The following is a 21,083-nucleotide window of genomic DNA, read 5'->3' on the forward strand; positions in this document are numbered from 1 at the left end:
CTCGACAGGAGGGCCCATGGCAGAGATGATCTCCTTTCACCTGGACGTGGTGAGCGCCGAAGGAAAACTGTTTTCCGGTCGCGTGCAATCCGCTCAGGTATCAGGCTCCGAAGGTGAGTTGGGTCTCCGCCACGGTCATGCTCCGTTGCTGACTGCCATCAAGCCGGGCCTGGTCCGCTTGGTGAAGCAGAACGGAACTGAAGAGGTGCTGTACATCTCCGGCGGTATGCTGGAAGTACAACCTGAATCCGTGACCGTGCTGGCGGACACCGCGATTCGTGCTGACGACTTGGATGAGGCGAAAGCCCAGGAAGCCAAGCGCGCAGCCGAAGAGCGGATCCACAGCTCCCATGGTGATATCGACTACGCCCAGGCCGCCACCGAGCTGGCCAAGGCGATGGCTCAACTGCGAGTCATCGATATCGTCAAAAAGAATTACCGCTAATAACGGTGATGCAAAAAGCGACCTTCGGGTCGCTTTTTTTTTACCCGTTGGATAGACTCCGCCGAGTATTTTTCATGTTCCAAAGGCCAATTTATGTCCCTCAACGTCGTGATCCTGGCTGCGGGTAAAGGTACCCGTATGCGCTCTTCCCTGCCCAAGGTACTGCACCCGGTAGCCAACAAACCCATGGTTTCCCATGTGATCGATACCGCTCGTCAGGTCGGTGCCGAGCAGCTGCATCTGGTCTATGGCCACGGTGCCGAGCTGCTGAAAGAGCGGATCGTGGCGGCCGATGTGAACTGGGTGCTGCAAGCTCAGCAGCTGGGAACTGGTCATGCCGTCGCCCAGGCCATCCCGTTCTGGAAGGATGAAGACGATGTGCTGGTGCTCTACGGCGATACCCCGCTGATCCAGCCCGAGACCCTGCAGCGCTTGCTCGCCGCCAAGGCTGAAAACGGGATGGCACTGCTGACCGTGGTGCTGGACAACCCCACCGGCTATGGCCGCATCGTCCGTGAAAATGGTCAGGTAGTCGGTATCGTCGAGCAGAAGGATGCCAATGCCGAACAGCTGGTCATTCGTGAGGTGAACACCGGCGTGCTGGTGGCCAATGGGGGCCAGTTGCGTCAATGGTTGTCTCGTCTCGACAACAAAAACGCCCAGGGCGAGTTCTATCTGACCGATGTGATCGCCATGGCTCACGGCGATAATTGCCCGATTGCCGCCGTTCATCCGGAGCGTGCCGCCGAGGTGGAAGGGGCCAACAATCGGGTGCAATTGGCTCAGCTTGAGCGCAGCTATCAGCAGATGCAGGCCGAGAAACTGATGATTGCAGGTGCAACCATGATCGACCCCGCACGCTTTGATTTGCGTGGGGTTTTGGAAATTGGTGAAGAGGTTGTTATTGATGCAAACGTCATCATTGAGGGCAAGGTGACTCTCGGCAATCACGTTCGTATCGGAGCCGGTTGCGTACTGAAAGATTGTGTCATTGGCGATCACTCCGAGGTGAAACCCTACTCGGTTATCGAGGGTGCACAGGTGGCAGATCAGTGCTCAGTGGGTCCGTTTACCCGCTTGCGTCCGGGGGCGGTTCTGGAGCAGGATGCGCACGTTGGCAACTTCGTCGAGATGAAGAAGGCCCGTCTGGGGGTTGGTTCCAAGTGCGGTCATCTGACCTATCTGGGTGATGCCGAGATAGGAGCCGGGGTGAATATCGGTGCCGGTACCATCACCTGCAACTACGACGGGGTCAACAAATTCCAGACCATCATCGAGGACGATGTGTTCGTCGGTTCTGATACCCAACTGGTAGCGCCTGTTCGCATCGGCAAGGGGGCCACCCTGGGAGCCGGCTCTACTATTACCAAGGACGTGGGTGAAAATGAACTCGTGATTACCCGGGTACCCCAGCGTCACATCAAGAACTGGGCTCGTCCGGTCAAGAAAACTGATAAGTGATATCAGTATGAAGGCGACCCATGAACAAACGAATCATCAAGCTCGCAGACGCGAGCCACAGTCTGTTTTCCCGCTTTGTCGATCTGGTGGGAATTTCAGTCTCAATGGTGCTGCTTTCGCGGCACTTTGGTTTGTTTCATGGGTTGGACGAGATGTCACTGGCCACGCTGGGCATGGTGGTCTTCTTTCTGGTTTCCCAGAATACCGGGCTCTATTGCAGCCGGGTTCGTAAACATCTGGCGCAGTCTCTGCTGCGCCTCATCTTCTCCTGGTTGGTAACAGCTACCCTGCTCTACCTGCTGGTCTATCTGGTTCCCATCTTTAAACCCTACCACCCTTTCCCGCTTGAGCTGGCTGTGCTCTGGCTTGCCATGGCCTGTCTTATTTCTACCGGCTATCGGGTGCTGTACCAACTGGTGACCCTCTGGTTCAGCGGTGCTTCCTGTTGTCGTCGTGTGGCCATCATTGGCGTGACTCCGGCTGGACTAGCGCTGGAGAAATCCCTCTGGGAGAGTCCGCGTCACGATATCCAGATGCTCGGATTTTTCGATGCCCGCAGCGAAGAGCGCTTCGGTTACCCGACTCGCAGTCCTCTGTTGGGTGATGTCGACGAACTGCTCGAGCTGGCCCGCAAAGGGCTGGTCGACGAAGTCTATCTGGCGCTGCCCCTGACTGCCCGGGAGCGCATAAATCACTACCTCTACGAACTCTCCGATACCACGGTCGATACCTATCTGGTACCCGATTTTTACGAGTATGGCCTGACCGTATCCCACATCGATCGGGTGGGCGATATCTATACCTTCAGCTTTTTCGATTCCCCGTTTGAAGGGGGCGCCGCCCTGCTCAAACGGATTGAAGATCTGGTGCTGGGTTCACTCATCCTGCTGCTCATCTCTCCGGTCATGGCGCTGGTGGCGCTCGGGGTGCGTCTCTCTTCACCCGGACCTGTACTCTTCAAGCAGGATCGCTACGGCCTGGGGGGAAAACGGATCCAGGTCTGGAAATTCCGCTCCATGCGCGTCATGGAGAATGATGCCGTGGTGACTCAGGCAACCAGAGGCGATCCCAGAGTGACGCCATTCGGTGCGTTTTTGCGTCGTACCTCGCTGGATGAGCTGCCGCAGTTTTTCAATGTGATTCAGGGCTCCATGTCGATCGTGGGGCCACGTCCCCATGCCGTGGCACACAACGAGCAGTACCGCTCACTGGTGGAGCGGTACATGCTGCGCCACAAGGTCAAACCGGGGATTACCGGGCTGGCCCAGATAAATGGATTTCGTGGTGAAACCGACACCCTCGACAAGATGGAGATGCGGGTCAAGTTCGATCTCAAGTACATCCAGTACTGGTCGCTCGGACTGGATTTCAAAGTCATTTTCCTGACTGTATTCAAGGGGTTTATTGGTGCGTCCGCTTACTAGCCTCGTTTGCGCCGGACTGCTGCTCTCCCCCTCTCTTTCAGTCCGTGCCGAGGTCACTCCCGTATCCCATCAGGGGCCGCTGGGTCTGGAGATCCAGACCGAAGTGGAGAGTCGTTATGGTCACGACAGCAACCTGCTGTGGCTGCGTGACAGTGGTCAGGCGATTGACTCCGATTTCGTCGGGATCTCCCCGGAATTTCGCATGGTGGGTGAACGCGGCCTGGATCGTTATCAGTTCAGCTATCTGGGTGATTATCGTCGCTATGGCAGCAGCCATGCGGATGACTATGCCGATCACCAGTTCCAGTTTGACGGCAGCTGGCGCTTCTCCCTGCGCAACGCCTTCAAACTGATGTACCAGTATCGGCTGGGCCATGAGGCGCGTGGCGAGGGGCTGACCGAAGGCTTTATGTTGCAGGGAGATGCCTCTCCTTGTCCCAGCGACGCTGATAAGAAAGGTCGTGCGCTCTGTGGTGATGCCACATTCGGCAGATTTCAGATAAATGAGCCGCTGCGCTTCAAACGCAGCGAAGTGGGTGGCCGCTACAGTTACGGCGCTCCCGATGCCAGAGGAAAGCTGGAGCTGGCGCTCTCCCACAAGGAGCTGGGCTATCTCGACAAGCACCTCTACCTGCATGACTTTGAACGCTATATGGCCGAGCAGGAGTGGCAGGAGAACACTGCTATTGTCGAGCTGTTCGATCAGGTGAGCCATGTCAGCCGTTTTCGTTACACCCTGCAGACCAATCTGCGACGCTATCCGGCCAATCCGCGCAAGGATTCCGACGAGTTTTTTCTCATCACCGGGGTGATGAGCCAGCTGACTGGCAAGACCCGGATCGATGCCAATATCGGCGGGATCTACAAGCGTTTCGTCAACGATCCGCAGGCAGAGAGTTTCAAAGGACTGAACTGGGATCTACGTCTGGAGTGGCAACCGCTCGATTACAGCAAGCTCGCGCTGCTCTCCAGCCGGACCATTCGTGATCCGGGTGGTGACGGCGGCTATGTCAGCAGCCAGCTATATGGCGCCGAGTGGCAGCACCACTGGTCACCCGGAGTGGCGACCACGCTCTCTTATCACGATATCCGGGATGATTATCACCAGTCGGTGGTCTGTGGTAACGACAACCGCCACCGTCAGGACGATATCCATCGCTGGGGCATGGGCATCAGCTACGACATTCGTCCCTCCGTCAATCTGGGGCTCCACTACCAGCAGGCCGACTCCGGCTCCAGCTTTGCCGGGCAGCCCATCGACATCGGCGGCAATTGCTATGGCCGTGCCCTCGGTTACGACAAACAACAGCTTTCTCTTTCACTCAAGGTAGCCATTTAACATGAACAAAAGCGTGATGGTGCTTCTGCTTGGCTGGTTGTTCAGCCTGTCGGTCTGGGCTGGCCAGAGCCCGCAAGGCAACGATTCCGCCTACCGGCTGGCGCCGGGGGACGAGGTCGAAATCCGGGTGTATGGCGAGCCGGATCTGTCGATGAAGTTCAAGGTCGATACCAGTGGCCACGTCAATTACCCCTATCTGGGTCAGGTGCTGCTGATGGGCCATACCACCACTGAGGTGGCCGAGCTGCTGACCAGAGGGCTCAAGCACGGCGTGCTGCTCGACCCCATGGTGACGGTCAACGTGACCACTTTCCGCCAAGTGTTTGTGGCTGGCGAGGTGGCTCACCCGGGTGGCTATGAATACCAGCCCGGCCTGACGGTGGAGAAGGCTGTCGCGTTGGCGGGTGGTTACACCGATCGCGCCGCCAGACGGGATATCAGCCTGCGCCTCAATGGCAGCGATCAGTTGCTGGAAGAGGTGAGCCTGCAACGGCAGCTCAATCCCGGCGACATCATCACCATCGAACAAAGTTTCTTCTGATCCAGGACGCTCTTCATGACTTCATTGTTGGTTGAAAATGGCCGTGCGCTAGAGAGTCGCCTCGATTTCAGCGGCCCCTGGCGGGTGCTCAAGGCAAACTGGTGGAAGGTGGTATTGTTTGCCGCCGTGGTGACCCTGGCGGCAGCCCCCTTTATCCTCAGCATGCCGCCCTATTATCAATCCAGTGCGACCCTGCTGCTGAAGGCAGATGCCAACAGCGCTTCCCCTATCGAGCCCGTCTACCGGGTCGATACCAGCCGCCGCGAGTACTACAACACCCAGTTCGAGCTGCTCAAGTCACGCCGGGTGGCCGAGAAGGTGGTTACTCATCTGGGTTTGGCCGAGTTGCCGGAATTCAACGGACAGCCCAATCCCGACAGCTGGCTGAGCCGCATCAAGGGGCTCTGGAGTGCCGGACATCAGGAGGATGTCTCCTCACGCCACCAGCATGCGCTGGAGTATCTGGCCAGACACCTGACCGTCTCGCCGGTGCGCGATACCCAGCTGGTCAGCATCGGGTTCGAATCCCGCTCTCCCGAGCTGGCCGCCAGTGTCGCCAATGAGGTGGCCCAGACCTACATCGATCTCAATGTGGAGGAGCGGGTCGATGCCAACACCACGGCATCGCACTGGAACCAGAGCCGGCTGGTGGAGATAAAGGCCAGTCTGGAGAAGCAGGAGAAGCAGCTCAGCGATTTCCTTGCCCGCAATGATCTGCTGACGTTTCGCGGCGTAGATGGTCTGCAAACCGAAGAGCTCGGCATCATCACCAACAAGTACGCGGATGCCCGCGAGCGTCGGCTGGCGGCGCAGGCCGAATTCCAGTCCATTCAGGAGTACGGCCGTAATCCGGCGGCGCTGGCTTCCCTGCCCGAGGTCTCCAACCACCCCCAGATGCAGGATCTGCGCATCGCCCTCATCAAGGCCCAGCAGGAGCTCTCCGAGCTGGCCAAGCGTTATGGCCCCAAGCATGACCGTATTCTGCAGGCCGAAGCACGCATCAAGGCGCTCAATACCCAGTCAAACCAGCTGATGCGGGAGATTGCCGACGGTATCGAGGATCGCTACCAGAGCAGCCAGCGCAAGGAGCAGGAATACCTCGCCCAGCTTGACGAGAAGAAGCGGGAGTTCTCCTCGCTGGCAGTCAAGAAGGATGAGTACAACAACCTGAAGAACAATATCGACAAGACCCGTCAGCTTTATAACGAGCTGTTCCGCCGTCAGGAAGAGACTCGCCTGAACGCTCAGCTGCACGAGTCGAATGCCATCCTCTACGATGCGGCATCGGTGCCCTTGTTGCCAGCCAAGCCAAACAAGATGCTGTTTCTGCTGATGGCGGTGATCATGGCGGGCATGGTTGCCGTGCTGGCCGTCATCACTGCCGGAGCGCTGCGCAATACCCTGGATCGTCTGAGCCAGCTGGTTTCCCAGCTCGGTGGTCGGGTGCTTGGTGAAATCCCGCGGCTGGCGGCCCTGCAGGATCAGAGTGCTCTGCTGCGGGTGGGGGCGGTCAATCCCAGAGTAGGTGCCAGTGCCGATGACCTCTACGCCATCATGCGGCTGGAGCCGGGTCAGCTGCAGCGCATCATGATCACCTCGACCCGTGCTGGTGAGGGCAAGTCGACGCTGGCGGCTCTCTGTGCCGCCAGTTTTGCCCGCCATGAGCGAGTGCTGCTGGTGGATGGGGATCTGCGCCGGGGCTCCCTCGGTCGCCAGTTGCTGGGGCAGGCAGCCAGACCGGGGTTGGCCGAGCTGCTCGCAGGCGAAGCCGATTTGGCTGCCTGTCTGGTGCCAAAAGAGGGATTGACCCTGCTGCCGGCTGGCCAGCCGGTCTCCTCCCCGCTGGCACTGCTTGGCTCGCCACGCTGGAGCGAACTGCTGGCAACTCTGGCAGGGCAGTTTGACCGCATCATAGTGGACACCCCTGCGCTGGAAGTCGGCAAGGATGCCCTGCTGCTGGGGCAGCCGCTGGATGGTGCCATTCATGTGATCCAGTCCGGCCAGCTGCCTGCCAGTCGGGTGCTGAGCGTGCTGGCACAGCTGCGGGATGCCAGAGTGGCGGTGTTGGGGACAGTGCTGACCCAGGTCGCCGAGCGCGATCTGGAAGGGGCGGAGAACCTGAGATTCTGTGGTGCACCCACCCGGGGCGCGCTATGAAACTGCTACGCAGCATCACCACCATAGGGGGTGCTTCCGTGCTATCCCAGCTGATCGGGGCGTTCTCGGTCTGGTCACTGTCGCACAAGTTCGACATGGCTGCGGTCGGGCTCTATGCCCTCAGTTACAGTCTGGTGCTGATCGGTGCCCAGCTTGCCACCTTTGCCTCGCAACTGCTGTTGCCCAAGCTGGAGGAGGCAGAGCTGCCCGGCAACCTGATCTTTTCCCTGTTGCAGGTCTGGCTGCTCCCCATCCCCTATGTGCTGGTGGTGGTCTGCTTTTTCTCGCTGCCGCTCTGGCCGCTCTACCTGCTGACCGTGACCCACGGGTTGATCCTCATCGCCGAGAATCTGGCTCTGCGGGCCGGCCACTACCAGCGGCTCGGTCTGCAGCGTATCTCGGCCTCCGCCGTTGTGCTGCTCTGTCTGCTGTTGGCCCCTGACATGGCGCACTTCTATCAGTTATGGGCCTGTCTGCTGCTGCTGGTGATCGGGGGCTGGTTGTGGTCTGCCTTTACCTGGCACAGTGCCATGCTGAGGGAGGCTGCCCCGCGCCGCTTGCAGCACTTCTTCTCCCGCCATAAAGCGCATCTGGCTGGTGTCGGCAGTGCCGAGGTGCTGGCGATGGTGACGGCCAATCTGCCGACCGTGTTGATCAACTTCTGGTTTTCCCCTCTGGTGGCGGGCTACTTTGCCGTGGTCAACCGCTTCTGTCTGGCGCCCGTGGTGATTGTTGGCAACGCCATCCGCCACTCCATCTTCTCGCGATGGTCGGAGGATTTTCGCCAGCGCCGTTTCAACGGGGAGGAGTTTCGCAAGGTGAAGCGGCTGCTGCTGGCGATGGGCAGTGCGGCCACCCTCGGGATCCTCATCTGCTATCCGCTGGTGATGAAGTGGTTCTTCAATGCGGAGTGGATCGCCTCCATCGATACCTCCCGCTACATGTTGCCCTATGTCTTTACTGCGGTGGCCATCTGCCCGCTGACCGTAATCGAGCTGGTGTTCGGCTCGCCCCGCTACTTTTTGCAGATCCAGCTTGAGCAGCTGCTGGTCGTGGTGATTGCCTTCGTGCTGTTGCCCTGGTTGCAGCAGGAGTACGAGCTCTGCGTGCTGGCCTTCTCTCTGCTGACTGCGGTGCGCTACGGCTTCGTCTTTTTGCGGGTCAACCGCCGGGCTGCCGAGTTGCAGGGGCGGATGGAGCTGCCCTCGTGAACAGTGCCCTCATCATGCAGGCCAATCTGCTGCTGTCGCTGGTGATCTGCGGCCTGGCCCAGTACGTCACCGGCATTACAGCCTTCCTCTGGCTGCCCTTCCTGCTGGCCATTGCCACCTTGATGTTGCTGCCGCTGCAGACGCGTTACAGCCCGCTGCGGCTCGACTATCAGGAGAAGGTGCTGCTGCTGCTCTACTGTGGCTTGCTGGTGCTGGCGCTGCTGGGCACCCTGCTTCAGCAGGGGGGCATGGTGACTATCATCGGTTTCAAGAACGAGCTGGCGCTCTCTTTGCTGCTCCCCTGCCTGTTGCTCGGCTTCTGCCGCGAGTCACAGATTTACCGCATCATGAAGCTGGTGGAGTGGGTCTTCTACCTGCAGATCCCGGTGGTGCTGTTTCAGGTGCTGGTGGTGGTGCCGAAACGGGTGGCAATGCGCGGCGAGTTTGAGAAGTGGGACTCGGTGGTCGGCACCTTCGGGGGGGACCCCATGGGGGGCGGCAATACGGGTGCACTCGGCTTCTTCTGCCTGCTGGTGATGCTGATTAAGCTCTCCGAGTTTCGCCACGGCCTCATTTCGCGTCGTTTGGTCGCTTTTCACATTCTTGCCGCCTTTGCCATCTGTGTGCTGGCCGAGGTGAAGTTCGTCATCCTGTTGTCCCCCTTGCTGCTGGCCTGGGTCTGGCTCTCGCCCAGCTATGTCAGGGGGATGAAGAGCTATGACCTCAAGCGTCTGCTGCTGATTGCGCTGGCGATGACGGTGCTGGTGGCAGTGGCCGTTCTGGTGCTGGCTGCCTCCTACTCATCCGCGTTCGAGGGGGCCGGACAACAGGGGGCCATTGCGCTGTTTATCGACTCCCTCGGTTATATCTTCGATCCCAACCACATCAACCCGGAAACCGGTGAGCTGGGGCGGGTGACGACGCTCTTTTTCTGGGCCTGCAACGGTGATCACCACGGTCTCAGCAATCTGCTGTTTGGTTATGGCCTCAACACCACCAACCATGGCAGCACCCTGCCCGGTTTTCTCAACCCCCTGTTCAACGTGCTGCTCGACTCCACCTCCCTCAGCGTGTTGCTGTGGGAGGTGGGACTGATGGGCACCCTGATCTTCATCGTGCTGATCGTTCTGCTGCTCTGGTGCTGCCGTCCCCGTCCGTTGCTGGATCGCCAGCTGCTGAGCGCGGCAGATGTGCGTCTGCTCAGCTACCAACCCGCTTTCATCGCGTTCGGGATCGCCTGTCTGCTGAGCTTGCCTTACAGCCAGCTGCTGATGCTGATCCCGGTGCAGCAGTTCCTCTTCTATTTCGTGCTGGGTGCCGCCCTGGTGATCCGTTCTTCGGTTCGGCAGGCCACCAGCTCTTGTGAGGTGTCATGACTCCATCCCCCCTTATCTCTGTCATCATCAAGACCTACAACGAGGAGGCAGGGATTGCCGACACCATTGCCAGCATCAGAAGCGCTCTGGCCGACTACACCCACCAGATTATCGTGGCGGACAGTCTCTCGACTGACCGCACCCAGGCGATCGCCTGCCAGTTGGGAGTGACTGTCGTCAGCCTGACCAACCCGGCCGATCGCTGTTGTGGTGTGGGGCCACAGCTTGGCTACCTCTTCAGTGAAGGGGAATTCCTGCTGCTGCTCGATGGCGACATGAAGCTGGAGCCTGAGTTTGTGCCGGCCGCCCTTGCACACATGCACTCCCACCCCGAATGCGGTGGCGTGGCCGGGCGGGCCGAGATGGATGATGCCCGCAGCTATGAGTTCAAGTCGCGCAAGCAGCGCATCAACCAGATCTATCCGCTGGGCGAGTCGCGCTGGCTGTGTGGTGGCGGCCTGTTTCGACGCAGCGCCATCGAGCAGATCGGCTATCTCACCAATCGCAACCTGCATGGTTACGAAGAGGCGGAGCTGGGTATCCGGTTGCGTCAGGCGGGCTATCGGCTGGAGCGGCTCGATGCCCCCTTCTTCTTTCACACCTCCCATACCATGGACTCCCTTGCCCTGATCCGTTACCGCTGGCGCATGGGGTATCTGTTTGCCAGCGGCGAGCTGGTGCGCTCGGCGTGGGGGCAGCCCTATTTTCGCGAGGTGCTGTCGGTGATCCGCTCCGAGCTGTTGTTCGGGCTCTACCTGCTGGCACTACTGTTCTGCGTGCTGCTTTTCGTAGCCGGGCTGCCGTTCTGGTTGCCGCTGCTGGCGCTGGCACCGCTGGGTGGCTTCATCGCTCTCAAGTGGTTGAAGAACCGCTCCCTGCAAGATGCCCTGCGCAGTGTCATGAACCTCTCCATCTATGCAGCCGGGCTGGTGCGAGGCCTGCTGTTGCCCCAGCGCTCCCCGCGCGAGGCGCCCGCCCATCGTCTGATCCAGGAGTCATTGCCGTGAAGGTGCTCTTTGCCAACAAGTTCTTTTTCATGAAGGGAGGTGCTGAGACCGTCCTCTTTCAGGAGCGGGAGATGGTGCTTCAGGCGGGTCATCAGGTGATCGACTTTGCCATGCAGCATCCGGAGAACCGCCCCTCGCCCCAGAGCAGCTACTTTCCGGCAAACGTCGATTATCACCAGCGGCACGGGCTCTTCGATCGGCTGAAGATCGCCGCTCGCTTCATTCACAATCAGGAGGCCTGTGATCGGCTGGCGGAGCTTATCCGTGCCGAGCGGCCCGATATCGTTCACTTTCACAACATCTACCACCAACTCACCCCGGCAATCATCCGGGTGGCCAAATCCCTGGGCTGCAAGACGGTGCTGACAGCGCATGACTACAAGGTGGCTTGTCCCAACTACAGCATGCTGGTCGATGGCGAGCCGTTCGATCTGACCCGGATCGAGGGTTCCTGGCTCAAGCTGTTTCGCCATCAGTGGCAGGAGGGGTCGTGGGGCAAGAGCCTGCTGCTCTCTGCCGAGGCGGCCTGGCAGCAGTGGCGCCGCAACTATGAGCAGGTCGATGCATTGGTAGCGCCGAGCGCCTTCATGGCCGGGATGCTTCGCACCCGGCTGCCAGCTTCCCGCATCGAGGTGATCCTCAATGGCATAGATGTCGAGTCGAGCCGCGAAAGCGGAGAGGATCGGGGGTACTTTCTGTTCCTCGGCCGCCTGATGGCCGAGAAAGGGGTCGATACGCTTGCCCATGCCCATCAACGCATGACGCTGCCGGCGGGCCTCAAGATTGTGGGCGGTGGCCCGCTGCTGGCGCACCTCGGGCAGCATTATCCCAATGCCGAACTGCTGGGGTTCAAGCAGGGGGAAGAGTTGCTCGATCTGCTGCGCCACGCCAAGGCCGTGGTGGTGCCGTCCGAGTGGTACGAGAACTGCTCCATGTCGGTGCTGGAGGCGATGGCCTATGGCAAACCGGTGATCGGGGCTCGAATTGGCGGGATTCCTGAGCAGATCCGCGACGGTCTCGATGGCCTGCTGTTCGAGGCGGGCAATGCCGACGAGCTGGCCCGCTGCATGGACAGGCTGGTGGCCGAGCCGGAGCAGACGGCGGCCATGGGGCGTTCGGCCCGTCAGCGGCTGATCGACAACTACTCCCTCGCCAGCCACCAGCAAGCTCTGCTGGCGCTCTACCAGTCGTTGCTGGAGGAGAAACAGAGATGAGCTTCTGGCACGAGTTGAAAGCCGAACTGGCGCTCAATCCGAGCAAGACGGCGCGCCTGTTCCTGCTCTGCTACCGGCTGGCACAGGGAGACCGCTTTATGAGGCTGCCCGGCTTGTTGCTGCTCAAGGGATTCAAGCTGCTGTGTGGCCTCGATATCTCGCCAAGAGCCCGGCTGGGTTGGGGTCTGCGCCTCTATCACCCGCAGAATATCGTCATCGGTGACGGCGTGCAGATGGGGCGTGACTGCACCCTGCGCCACAACTGCACCCTGGGTAACAAGCCAGATCGTGAGAGCGGCCAGCTCCTCTCGCCCACCGTGGGGGACGGGGTCGAGTTCGGCACCGGCGCCATCGTTATCGGGGCAATCGCCATTGGTGATCATGCCTGTGTCGGTGCCGGCGCCGTCGTCACTCGTTCCGTCCCGGCTCGCGCCGTTGTTGCGGGCAATCCCGCCAGAATCATTCGAGAAGATCATGAAGCAGATTAGTGTGACCGTGCTCGGTACCCGGGGGATCCCCCATGTACTGGGCGGTGTCGAAACCCATTGTCAGTCCCTCTATCCGGAGCTGCACCGCCAGTTCGAAGTGGCCGCGACCGTGCTGGCTCGCGCCCCCTATGTGAATTACCGAAGCGGCGAGTTTGAAGGGGTGGCTCTCAAGGCGTTGCCCGCCCCCAAAAAGAAGTCGCTGGAGGCAATCCTCCACTCTCTGCTCGCGGCTTTTTACTGCCGCCGTCATGCCTGCGATCTGGTGCATGTCCATGCCATCGGCCCGGGGCTGGTGGTGCCGCTGCTGAGGTTGCTTGGCAAGCGGGTGGTCTTTACCCATCACGGTCCCGACTATGACCGCCAGAAGTGGGGGGCGCTGGCCAAGTGGGTGTTGCGTCTTGGCGAGCGCTGGGCGGTACGTTATGCCAGCGAGGTGATCGTTATCTCCGAAGTGATCAACGAGGCGATCCGCCGCCAGTACGATCGCCAGGACGCCCACCTCATCTACAACGGGGTGAAACGGGTCGAGTTGCCGGCAGCGGACAAGAGGGAACTGACGCTGGCCCGTTTCGGACTGACCGCTGGCAGCTATCTGGTGGCGGTGGGCCGCTTCGTCGAGGAGAAGGGGCTGCACGATCTCATCGCCGCCTATCGCCAGCTCGATACCGAGCTGCCGCTGGTGCTGGTGGGGGATACGGATCACCCGACTCCCTACAGTGAGCGCTTGCAGCGGATAGCGGATGAAACACCGGGGGTGATCCGTACCGGTTTCCTCAATGGCGAGGCGCTGATCAGCGTCTTTTCACAGGCGGCTCTGTTTGCCATGCCCTCCTATCACGAGGGGTTGCCGATAGCCCTGCTGGAGGCGCTCTCTTTCTCCCTGCCGGTGGTGGTGAGCGACATTCCCGCCAATCTGGCGGTGGCGCTGCAACAGGAGTGCTATTTCCCGGTCGGCGATGTGAGTGCGCTGACAGAGCGACTCAACGCCCAGCTGACTCGCGGCAAGGTCGATTACAGCGACTATCTGCAGCGGTATGACTGGCAGCGGATCGCCGGCCAGACCATGGCGGTCTACCGCAAGGCTTTGGGCCTGCCCGCAGGAGAAAACCAATGAGCCAATTACCGCAGAAAACGCAGGGGGCGATCGACCGCTTCTACCGTGCTCTCTCCCCCGAGGTGGGCGAGAGCCTGAGTGAAACCCAGCGCGACGGTATCGAGCAGGCGCTGCGGCTGATGAGTGATGGCAAGTCGCACGCCATCAACGTCAACAGCGCCTTCGGCATCGGTCGCTGGCGCTGCTATCTGGTGGTGTTGATGGGACGGGATCGCCGTCATCGCGGGCGGGAGAGCGGCTTTCGCTTTCACCTCAAGGTGCTGCTGACCACCCTGCTGTTGCTGCTGGGGATCTGCGGCATGGTGCTGCTGCTCTATCTGGTGAAGTCGGCCCTTGGCATCGACATCTTCAAGCACTTCTCGTTCGGGGTGTGGGATCTGTTCAAAAAGAGTGTGCTGATGTGATGAAAGAGGGCTCCTGCGGGAGCCCTCTTGCGTTACTGGATGTCGAGCTCGGCCAGACGATACCAGCCACTCTCTTCCAGACCTGCAATGCCGAGCTGCAGAGCGGGCTGCTTGTCCTGACCGATGAATGCCAGCTCGAGATAGTAGTGACCGCGCGCCATCCGGCCCGGCAGGGTCAGGCTGTCGCGAGTGGTAGCCTTGCTGCCCGGGATCCAGCGGGTCATGTCGTTGCGGGTCACCAGCATGGCGCCGACCTGCCCTTCATCATTGACCAGCCGGTAGGTGAGTGGCCAGTTACGATAGGCCGGCGCTACCCCGTCGTTGTGCCAGTCACCGTTGATGGTAAGGGTAGCCCCCGGCTTCATGGTTCCCTTGAGGGTCAGCTGGTCCAGCACGATGCGATAGCCCATCTTGCGCAGGGCATTGTCGACGATAGGTCGATATTGGGGCGGAACCGGATCCGACTTGAGATTGATGGTGGAGGCGTGTTGGGCCAGCGCCCAGTCAAAGGTGGCCTTGACCTCCTCCATGGTGTACTGCTGCTGGCCTGCCCACTCGCTCAGCTTGCCGCACACCTCGAAACTGACCGGCGCCCGCTGCCAGCTGGAATCGAAGTTCGTCACATCAGCGCGGGCGCTCGCCAGTCGTTCCGGGTAGGCATTGCGCATGTGGCTCCAGCTTTGGGAGAAGTGGTGCCAGTCGCCGAGGCAGTCTGCCCGCCAGCCGGCTCCCTTGCCCACGGCATACTCGAACATGGGCAGGTTGTTAATCAGCATCAGCTTGGGGGTTCGCGGAAAAGCGGCCATCTGCAGGTCAACATAGGGTTTGAGCTGCTCGCTGCTGTAGCGCTGTTCCAGCGTCGGGCCGGGGAAGTTGCTCATGTGCCACTCTCCCCATGAACCTATCATGCCGATGTCGACATGACTCAGCGCCGGGTTGCCATCGTAATGGGCGCCCAGCGCCTGAAACAGCCGGGTAGCCCGGGCGAGGAACTGCGGGTCGCTGTAGTCGGGCACAAAGGTCTGGTGGTTGTTCACCCACTCTCCCCGAATCCCCTTGTTGATGAGCCACTCCGGGATCTTGCTGCCCGAGAAGGGCTCATCAAGGGTCATGACCCTGAGGGCGATCGACTGTTTCGGGGTGGCGTGCTGTGCCTGATCGATGGCCCTGTCGATCAGGGCAAAGTTGTATTCGCCCTCCCGTGGTTCCAGCTCGCTCCAGTAGAAGCGGAAGTAGTCGACTGTGCTGACCGGATGTTCGGCCAGAGAGAGGGGATGACCCCAGCTGTTGTGAAACTCTTCGATACCGACGCCGGGATTGTGCAAGAGGTCGTCGACCGGTTCGGGATGAATGGTGAGGGTACCGGCCAGAGCTCCCTGAGCCCATAGCAAGCCGGAATAGAGCAGGTTCCTGCCCGGATGCATTTTCATGTGATCGTCCGCCTGTGGAACATGGTTGCATGCTAGGAAATTGGCGGACAAAGGCCCAGCCGGTTCCGCTGTTTTCGAGAAGAACCGACTGAAGCCTTTGTTGTCTAGGTCAGAGATTGACGGAGGTTGTGCCCTCAGTCGTCATTGTCATGTCCGGCTGGGCGGGACTCGACACTCTGTTGCCCCATCACCTGATACCAGTCGAGCTTTCGGGTCAGCAGCATGATCAGCGCCAGGGTGGCGAACAGCAGCAGGGCGCCTAGCAGCAGAGCGATCTCTTCGGCCTGCAGCAGGCTGTAGAGAGTGGCATAGACCAGCCCGAGCAGCGCAGCAAAGCCGATCCCCTGCTTCGGGCCGCCCAGCACATGGCTGAGGTAGAAGCCGTTGAGCAGCACGCTGGCCAGCGCGGCCACCAGATAGGCCCAGCCAAAGCCGAGGTGTTCAGTCAGGGCCAGTAGCACCAGATAAAAGATGGCCAGCCCCATGCCCACCAGCGCGTACTGGATCGGGTGGACCCGCAGCCCCTTGAGCAGTTCGAACATAAAGAAGCTGATAAAGGTGAGACCGATGAAGAGCAGGGCATATTTGGCCGCCCGCTCGTTGAGCTGATAGTGATCCACCGGTTGCACCAGACTGACGCTGAAGGTGGGCAACACGCCCTCCCCGCCGTTCATCGCCCGGTTGAAGCGGCTCTCCATATCGGTGGCGAACCAGCTGGTCTGCCAGCTGGCGTTGAACCCCTCCTGATTGAGGCTGCGACTGGCCGGTAGGAAGTCGCCGATAAAGTTGGGGTGGGGCCAGTTGCCCGCCAGCTGCAGGGTGCTCTCCTTGCCCAGCGGGACTATGTCGAGGGCGTTCATCCCCTGTAGATTGAGCTCCAGATGGAAGGTGCCATCCTGCTGCGGCAGGCTGTCGATCGGGGCATGGATACCCGCGAGCGCATCACCGAGGCGGGCGCCGGGGGCAAACGGGATCCGCTGTGTGCCGAGTTGCAGTTCGGGGACGCTGTTGATACCGCGGGCATCGGAGAGTACCAGACTCAGGTAGGGTTTGCCTGCCACCAGCTCATCATCCCCGGCGAGCGGCGCGCTCTCTTGTAGTTGAGCTGCTGTCGGCAAACGGCCGGAGAGGGAGAGCCGGGTCTGATAGACCTGCGCCTGATAGATGCCGAGCTTGCGCGGGGTCACCTCCATGATGGCCTGCACGTCCAGCTGTTCCGGCAGCAGGTAGCGGTAGATCTGCTCCTGACGGACGAAGCGCTTGCCCTCCTGCTCGACCGTCACCGAACGGGTATAGGGCTGTACGATAATGGGCCCCATCAGTCGCTGCGGGCCGCTGCTGCTGGCCATGATGCTGTGAATGGCCTGACTGCGGTAAGCCTGACGCTCCCGGTTCAGCTCCATGATGGATTGCACCGGTACCATCAGCAGCAGGCTGAGCAACAGCAGCAGAAAGATCTTGTGGGTGAATATCTGTTTGACCATGACACGTCTCCTTGTTGGATGGAGTGAGTCTGCCGGCCGGACGTGAAGGGGGGATGGGCTTGTGTGAAGTGGTGGTGAAGGGGGATAAAAAAACCGGCATTGCGCCGGTTTCTGGAGGAATTACAGGGTCTTCAGCTTCCCGGGCAATGCGGCCAGCACCTCCTCTTTCGCCTTGAGGGAGGCGAACTGCTTGCCGGGCTTTTGCACCACGGTATGGACGAAGATCAGCTGTTTGCCAGGTTTGCTGGCCCAGCCGACGAACCAGCCGATCTGCTGATCGCGGTTGAGGCTGCCATCCAGCTTCTTCGGGTAGCCCATGCCGGTTTTGCCGTGGATCTGCCAGCCGTCGATCTTGCTCACCTTGAGGATATTGGCGGTGTACTGCAGGGTCTGCGCCGAGACCGGCAGCTTGCCGCTCAGCATCTTGCCGAGGAAGCGAGCCTGCTCCTCCGGACTGATGGCGAGGCTGGAACTGAGCCAGGCCTGGGTCAGACCGTCATGCTTGCCCGGATTGCCGGAGAGATCCCGGTTGCCGTAGTCGAAGCGGTCGACGTATTGCTGGAAGCGCTCCATCCCCAGCCATTCGGTGATCTGCTGGGAGAACCAGACCACCGAGTAGGTTTCCCAGCGGCGCGGGGTAGTGGTTTCGCGCCAGGCGGGTAGCCAGCCGTCATAGCTCGGCTTGTAAGGCAGTGCCGGATGCTCTTCATCAACCAGATAGCCACTGTCGTAACCCATCAGCGCCAGCGGGATCTTGAAGGTGGACGCGGGCGGCAGCTGGCTGGAGCAGTCCCCTTCGCTGGAGAGGGTCTGGCCGTTGCCGTCAGCATAGAGAAAGCAGCCGCTGGCGGCGGAGGCTGGCAGGGCTGCGAGCAGACCGGCAGCCAGCAGGCTGGAGAGAAGCAGGCGGGACATAGCATTTCCTTGAGCAAATGGATGAGAGAAAGCGGCAGTCTAATGCCGCTTTGTGTGGGGAATGTGAAGTTGCGGGGGGACTAGGTGAATGGCAGCCAGAGTTCCGCCAGCGCGCCTCCCTCTGGCCGGTTGCTCAGGGTCAGACGGCCGCCATGCTGGTGGGCCACCTCATGGGCGAAGCTGAGCCCCAGACCACTGCTCTTGCCCTTGTCCGGGCGCGGCAAGGAGTAGAAGCGCTCGAAGATGCGCGGCAGGGCGTAGTCGGGAATGCCGGGGCCGCTGTCGGTGACCCGAAAACAGTAGCCCTCTTCCTGCTGGCTGCCGCTCAGGGTGACCAGCCCGTAGGCGGGAGAGAAGTCGATAGCGTTATCCAGCAGGTTGCCGATGGCCTGCTCCACCAACAGCGGATCCCACTTCTGTTTCGGCGCGCTGGCCAGCTCGGCTACCAGCACCACCTGACGGCGCTGGGCGATGATCTGGCGGGCGTCGAGGGTGCGCTTGCCCAGTTTTGCCGGTTCCACCGATTGGCGATCCAGCCCCTGCCCCGATTCCAGCCGCGCCAGTTGCAGCATTCGCTCGATCAGCTGCTGCATGCGGGCGGTTTCCAGATTGATGTTGCCGATAAAGCGTTTGGCAACTTCGGGGGGCGGCGTTTCGGCCAAAATCTCCCCTGCCCCGCGAATGGCGGCCAGCGGGCTCTTCAGCTCGTGGGTCAGGCTGTGCACATAGGCTTCGATGTAGCTTTTGCCATCGAGCTGGTGGCGCATGGTCTCCAGCGAGCGGCCGAGCCGATCCAGCTCGACGGTGTGCAGCCGTGGCAGCGGTGCCGCCTCCCCCTTGCTGACCGAGTCGGCGTAGTGCACCAGCTTGCCGATGGCGCGGTTTAGCCACCACACCAGCAGGCTGCCGATCAGCAGCGAGATGAGCAGCATCTGACCGCCGGCCCGCAGCAGCTCCTGTTCCCCCCGTTCGATGGCTGGCATCAGGGTGCGATTGGGTTTGGCGACGGTGAGGGAGCCGATGATCTCGGCCCCTTCCCGCAGCGGCGCCGCCACATACATGGTCGAGCTGGCGGCATCATCGGGATCGGTGCGGGTGCTGCGGGCGCCATACTGGCCGCGCAGAGTGCGGTAGACATCGTTCCAGCGGGAATAGTCCTTGCCCAGATCTGTACCGTCGGAGTCGTAAATCACCATACCCTTCTGGTCAGTGACATAGATGCGGTACTCCGCCTGCTGCTTGAGGTGGCCGTCGATCATCGCATTGATGGGATTCTGGTTGAGGCGGGCGAAGGCGCTGGCCAACCGCCCGTTCATCATATTGCCCTCTTGCAGATCATCGAGGGCGAGCGGCGCCAGCAGCTGGGTCATGTCTACCAGAGTATCCTCGGTGGCGCTGCGCACCCCGGGTTTTATCTCCTCGACGAAGATCTCCAGTACAAACCAGGCGGCCAGCGCGAAGATCAGCAGCAGGCCGCACAGCAGTTGCAACCCGAGTCTCATGCCAGCTCCAGGCTGTAGCCCAGTCCGCGATGGGTGAGGATCAAGTTTGCCTCGGGATCATGTTCGCGCAGCTTGGCGCGGATGGTCTTGATATGGGTATCGACGGTGCGATCCAGGCTCTCTTCCGCATCCTGCCACACCAGATCCATCAGCTGCTGGCGGGAGTAGACCCGCCCCGGCGCCTGCATCAGGGTCTTGAGCAGCAGATATTCGTAGCGGGTGAGGGCCAGCGGCTGGCCGCGAAAATGGATGCGGGCCCGCTCTTCATCCAATACCAGCAGGGCGCTGGGCTGGGGGGCGACGGGTTGGCTGCGGCGCAGGATGACACGCACCCGGGCACACACTTCCCGTGGCGAGAAGGGTTTGGCCACATAGTCGTCGGCACCGATCTCCAGCCCAATCAGCCGGTCTATCTCCTCGCTGCGGGCGGTGAGGAACATCAGGGGAATATCGGTCAGCGCCCTCACCTGCTTGCAGAGTTCGAAGCCGCTGATGTCGGGCAGCCCCACATCGAGGATCAGGAAGTCGGGTCGCGTCTGTTCCAGTCGTGTCAGCAACTGTTGGCCCAGCATGAACCACTCCACCTCAAACCCGTCGGTCTGCAGGGCGTAAATCAGGGTGTCGGCGATGCTGGCCTCATCCTCCACCAGCCAGATGACTCTCTTTTGCATGGCATCCTCGTCGCAAATTGGCACCCCATTCTGGCATCGAACCAAATCGGATCCTATTTGCTGTTTTATTTTTCCGAAAAAGGGGCTAATATTTCGATGTTCTTTCGAATCGAAACTTAAAAATGACCAAACGTAATACTCAACAACGCCGCCACACCATAGTGACCCTGGTACAAGAGCAGGGTGAAGTGAGTGTCGACTCCCTTGCCAAACACTTTTCTACCTCCGAAGTGACCATCCGTAAAGATCTGGCGGTACTGGAGACCGGTGGTCTGCTGCTGCGCCGTTACGGTGGCGCCGTCCCTTTGCCGAGCGAGATGGTGGTCGAGATCAACCCTGAACAAGTTTCGAACCGAAAGTTAGCCATTGCCCGTGCGGCGGCCGAGCGGCTGCGTGATCACAACCGCGTCATCATCGACAGCGGCAGCACCACCAGCGCCATGATCCCCATGCTGGGCAACAAGCGCGGCCTCATAGTGATGACCAACTCCCTCAATGTGGCCGGTGCCCTGCGCGAGCTGGAAAATGAGCCTACCCTGTTAATGACCGGTGGCACTTGGGACCCTCACTCCGAATCCTTCCAGGGGCAGGTGGCGGAACAGGTGTTGCGCTCCTACGACTTCGACCAGCTCTTTATCGGTGCCGACGGCATCGACCCGGAGCGTGGCACCACCACCTTCAACGAGCTGGTGGGCCTGTCGCGGGTCATGGCCGAGGTATCGCGGGAGGTCATTGTGATGGTCGAATCGGAAAAGATCGGCCGCAAGATCCCCAATCTCGAACTTCCCTGGTCGAGCATCCATACCCTGGTGACCGACGAGGGGCTGGCCAGCGAGGCCAGAGAACAGATTCAAGCCCAGGGGGTGACGCTTATCTGCGCCCCGGTCACTTGCTGACACG

At 60.6% G+C, this 21,083-nt stretch carries 19 protein-coding genes; 14 read left to right on the plus strand and 5 right to left on the minus strand.

What is annotated here, in order from left to right:
- Positions 1–16: 16 nt before the first annotated feature.
- From G5137_RS14365 to G5137_RS14425, 13 genes are all read left to right on the plus strand, one after another.
- Complete coding sequence (locus tag G5137_RS14365) at positions 17–445, plus strand: F0F1 ATP synthase subunit epsilon (protein WP_005339345.1); 429 nt, start codon at positions 17–19, stop codon at positions 443–445.
- A gap of 93 nt (positions 446–538) precedes the next feature.
- Positions 539–1,906, plus strand: a complete 1,368-nt coding sequence (gene glmU / locus G5137_RS14370) for a bifunctional UDP-N-acetylglucosamine diphosphorylase/glucosamine-1-phosphate N-acetyltransferase GlmU (protein WP_421255580.1) — start codon at positions 539–541, stop codon at positions 1,904–1,906.
- A gap of 20 nt (positions 1,907–1,926) precedes the next feature.
- Positions 1,927–3,330, plus strand: a complete 1,404-nt coding sequence (locus G5137_RS14375; RefSeq protein ID WP_421255581.1) for an undecaprenyl-phosphate glucose phosphotransferase — start codon at positions 1,927–1,929, stop codon at positions 3,328–3,330.
- Entirely contained in the window at positions 3,314–4,669 is a 1,356-nt protein-coding gene (locus G5137_RS14380) for an outer membrane beta-barrel protein (RefSeq protein WP_421237996.1), read from the plus strand. The genes G5137_RS14375 and G5137_RS14380 overlap by 17 nt, the downstream gene beginning before the upstream one ends.
- A 1-nt stretch (position 4,670) precedes the next feature.
- A complete protein-coding gene (locus G5137_RS14385; protein ID WP_338455833.1) occupies positions 4,671–5,210 on the plus strand; it encodes a polysaccharide biosynthesis/export family protein in 540 nt (179 codons plus the stop codon).
- Between the two features lie 15 nt (positions 5,211–5,225).
- A complete protein-coding gene (locus G5137_RS14390; RefSeq protein ID WP_421255582.1) occupies positions 5,226–7,367 on the plus strand; it encodes a GumC family protein in 2,142 nt (713 codons plus the stop codon).
- Positions 7,364–8,578: a lipopolysaccharide biosynthesis protein gene (locus G5137_RS14395; RefSeq protein ID WP_421255583.1), complete on the plus strand. Its 1,215-nt coding sequence runs from the start codon at positions 7,364–7,366 to the stop codon at positions 8,576–8,578. Before G5137_RS14390 ends, G5137_RS14395 begins: the two co-directional genes overlap by 4 nt.
- Complete coding sequence (locus G5137_RS14400) at positions 8,575–9,954, plus strand: capsular biosynthesis protein (protein ID WP_421255584.1); 1,380 nt, start codon at positions 8,575–8,577, stop codon at positions 9,952–9,954. The genes G5137_RS14395 and G5137_RS14400 overlap by 4 nt, the downstream gene beginning before the upstream one ends.
- On the plus strand, positions 9,951–10,961 hold the full coding sequence (locus G5137_RS14405; protein ID WP_421255585.1) for a glycosyltransferase family 2 protein: 1,011 nt from the start codon (positions 9,951–9,953) through the stop codon (positions 10,959–10,961). The genes G5137_RS14400 and G5137_RS14405 overlap by 4 nt, the downstream gene beginning before the upstream one ends.
- Positions 10,958–12,175 (plus strand): glycosyltransferase family 4 protein, encoded by a 1,218-nt coding sequence (locus G5137_RS14410; RefSeq protein ID WP_421255586.1) that lies wholly within the window; start codon positions 10,958–10,960, stop codon positions 12,173–12,175. The genes G5137_RS14405 and G5137_RS14410 overlap by 4 nt, the downstream gene beginning before the upstream one ends.
- Positions 12,172–12,663 carry a serine acetyltransferase gene (locus G5137_RS14415; RefSeq protein WP_266135136.1) on the plus strand — a complete coding sequence of 164 codons (492 nt, stop codon included), beginning with the start codon at positions 12,172–12,174 and terminating at the stop codon, positions 12,661–12,663. Before G5137_RS14410 ends, G5137_RS14415 begins: the two co-directional genes overlap by 4 nt.
- Entirely contained in the window at positions 12,650–13,777 is a 1,128-nt protein-coding gene (locus G5137_RS14420; RefSeq protein WP_421255587.1) for a glycosyltransferase family 4 protein, read from the plus strand. Before G5137_RS14415 ends, G5137_RS14420 begins: the two co-directional genes overlap by 14 nt.
- Positions 13,774–14,181 carry a hypothetical protein gene (locus tag G5137_RS14425; protein WP_421223517.1) on the plus strand — a complete coding sequence of 136 codons (408 nt, stop codon included), beginning with the start codon at positions 13,774–13,776 and terminating at the stop codon, positions 14,179–14,181. Before G5137_RS14420 ends, G5137_RS14425 begins: the two co-directional genes overlap by 4 nt.
- Before the next feature lie 32 nt (positions 14,182–14,213).
- Here G5137_RS14425 and G5137_RS14430 read toward each other — a convergent pair whose 3' ends face one another.
- From G5137_RS14430 to blrA, 5 genes are all read right to left on the minus strand, one after another.
- A complete protein-coding gene (locus G5137_RS14430; RefSeq protein WP_421255588.1) occupies positions 14,214–15,611 on the minus strand; it encodes a DUF4832 domain-containing protein in 1,398 nt (465 codons plus the stop codon).
- 134 nt (positions 15,612–15,745) lie between these two features.
- A complete protein-coding gene (creD, locus tag G5137_RS14435; RefSeq protein WP_421255589.1) occupies positions 15,746–17,095 on the minus strand; it encodes a cell envelope integrity protein CreD in 1,350 nt (449 codons plus the stop codon).
- Between the two features lie 120 nt (positions 17,096–17,215).
- Complete coding sequence (blaOXA, locus tag G5137_RS14440) at positions 17,216–18,010, minus strand: OXA-12 family class D beta-lactamase (RefSeq protein ID WP_421255590.1); 795 nt, start codon at positions 18,008–18,010, stop codon at positions 17,216–17,218.
- An 80-nt stretch (positions 18,011–18,090) separates the two neighbouring features.
- Entirely contained in the window at positions 18,091–19,512 is a 1,422-nt protein-coding gene (blrB, locus tag G5137_RS14445; protein ID WP_421255591.1) for a beta-lactam sensor histidine kinase BlrB, read from the minus strand.
- On the minus strand, positions 19,509–20,183 hold the full coding sequence (gene blrA, locus G5137_RS14450; protein ID WP_033138557.1) for a beta-lactam response regulator transcription factor BlrA: 675 nt from the start codon (positions 20,181–20,183) through the stop codon (positions 19,509–19,511). Before blrA ends, blrB begins: the two co-directional genes overlap by 4 nt.
- Positions 20,184–20,305: 122 nt before the next feature.
- Between blrA and G5137_RS14455 the strand changes: the two genes are divergently transcribed.
- Entirely contained in the window at positions 20,306–21,079 is a 774-nt protein-coding gene (locus G5137_RS14455) for a DeoR/GlpR family DNA-binding transcription regulator (protein ID WP_421255592.1), read from the plus strand.
- Positions 21,080–21,083 lie beyond the last annotated feature (4 nt).

Source organism: Aeromonas sp. 600282 (assembly GCF_049175755.1).
GTDB lineage: Bacteria > Pseudomonadota > Gammaproteobacteria > Enterobacterales > Aeromonadaceae > Aeromonas > Aeromonas veronii_A.

Bases quoted from the DNA above. Each gene is read 5' to 3' on its own strand.
- G5137_RS14365 (WP_005339345.1), top strand. From the start codon at position 17: ATGGCAGAGATGATCTCCTTTCACCTGGACGTGGTGAGCGCCGAAGGA.
- glmU (WP_421255580.1), top strand. From the start codon at position 539: ATGTCCCTCAACGTCGTGATCCTGGCTGCGGGTAAAGGTACCCGTATG.
- G5137_RS14375 (WP_421255581.1), top strand. From the start codon at position 1,927: ATGAACAAACGAATCATCAAGCTCGCAGACGCGAGCCACAGTCTGTTT.
- G5137_RS14385 (WP_338455833.1), top strand. From the start codon at position 4,671: ATGAACAAAAGCGTGATGGTGCTTCTGCTTGGCTGGTTGTTCAGCCTG.
- G5137_RS14390 (WP_421255582.1), top strand. From the start codon at position 5,226: ATGACTTCATTGTTGGTTGAAAATGGCCGTGCGCTAGAGAGTCGCCTC.
- G5137_RS14395 (WP_421255583.1), top strand. From the start codon at position 7,364: ATGAAACTGCTACGCAGCATCACCACCATAGGGGGTGCTTCCGTGCTA.
- G5137_RS14405 (WP_421255585.1), top strand. From the start codon at position 9,951: ATGACTCCATCCCCCCTTATCTCTGTCATCATCAAGACCTACAACGAG.
- G5137_RS14415 (WP_266135136.1), top strand. From the start codon at position 12,172: ATGAGCTTCTGGCACGAGTTGAAAGCCGAACTGGCGCTCAATCCGAGC.
- G5137_RS14420 (WP_421255587.1), top strand. From the start codon at position 12,650: ATGAAGCAGATTAGTGTGACCGTGCTCGGTACCCGGGGGATCCCCCAT.
- G5137_RS14425 (WP_421223517.1), top strand. From the start codon at position 13,774: ATGAGCCAATTACCGCAGAAAACGCAGGGGGCGATCGACCGCTTCTAC.
- G5137_RS14430 (WP_421255588.1), bottom strand. From the start codon at position 15,611: ATGAAAATGCATCCGGGCAGGAACCTGCTCTATTCCGGCTTGCTATGG.
- creD (WP_421255589.1), bottom strand. From the start codon at position 17,095: ATGGTCAAACAGATATTCACCCACAAGATCTTTCTGCTGCTGTTGCTC.
- blaOXA (WP_421255590.1), bottom strand. From the start codon at position 18,010: ATGTCCCGCCTGCTTCTCTCCAGCCTGCTGGCTGCCGGTCTGCTCGCA.
- blrB (WP_421255591.1), bottom strand. From the start codon at position 19,512: ATGAGACTCGGGTTGCAACTGCTGTGCGGCCTGCTGCTGATCTTCGCG.
- blrA (WP_033138557.1), bottom strand. From the start codon at position 20,183: ATGCAAAAGAGAGTCATCTGGCTGGTGGAGGATGAGGCCAGCATCGCC.
- G5137_RS14455 (WP_421255592.1), top strand. From the start codon at position 20,306: ATGACCAAACGTAATACTCAACAACGCCGCCACACCATAGTGACCCTG.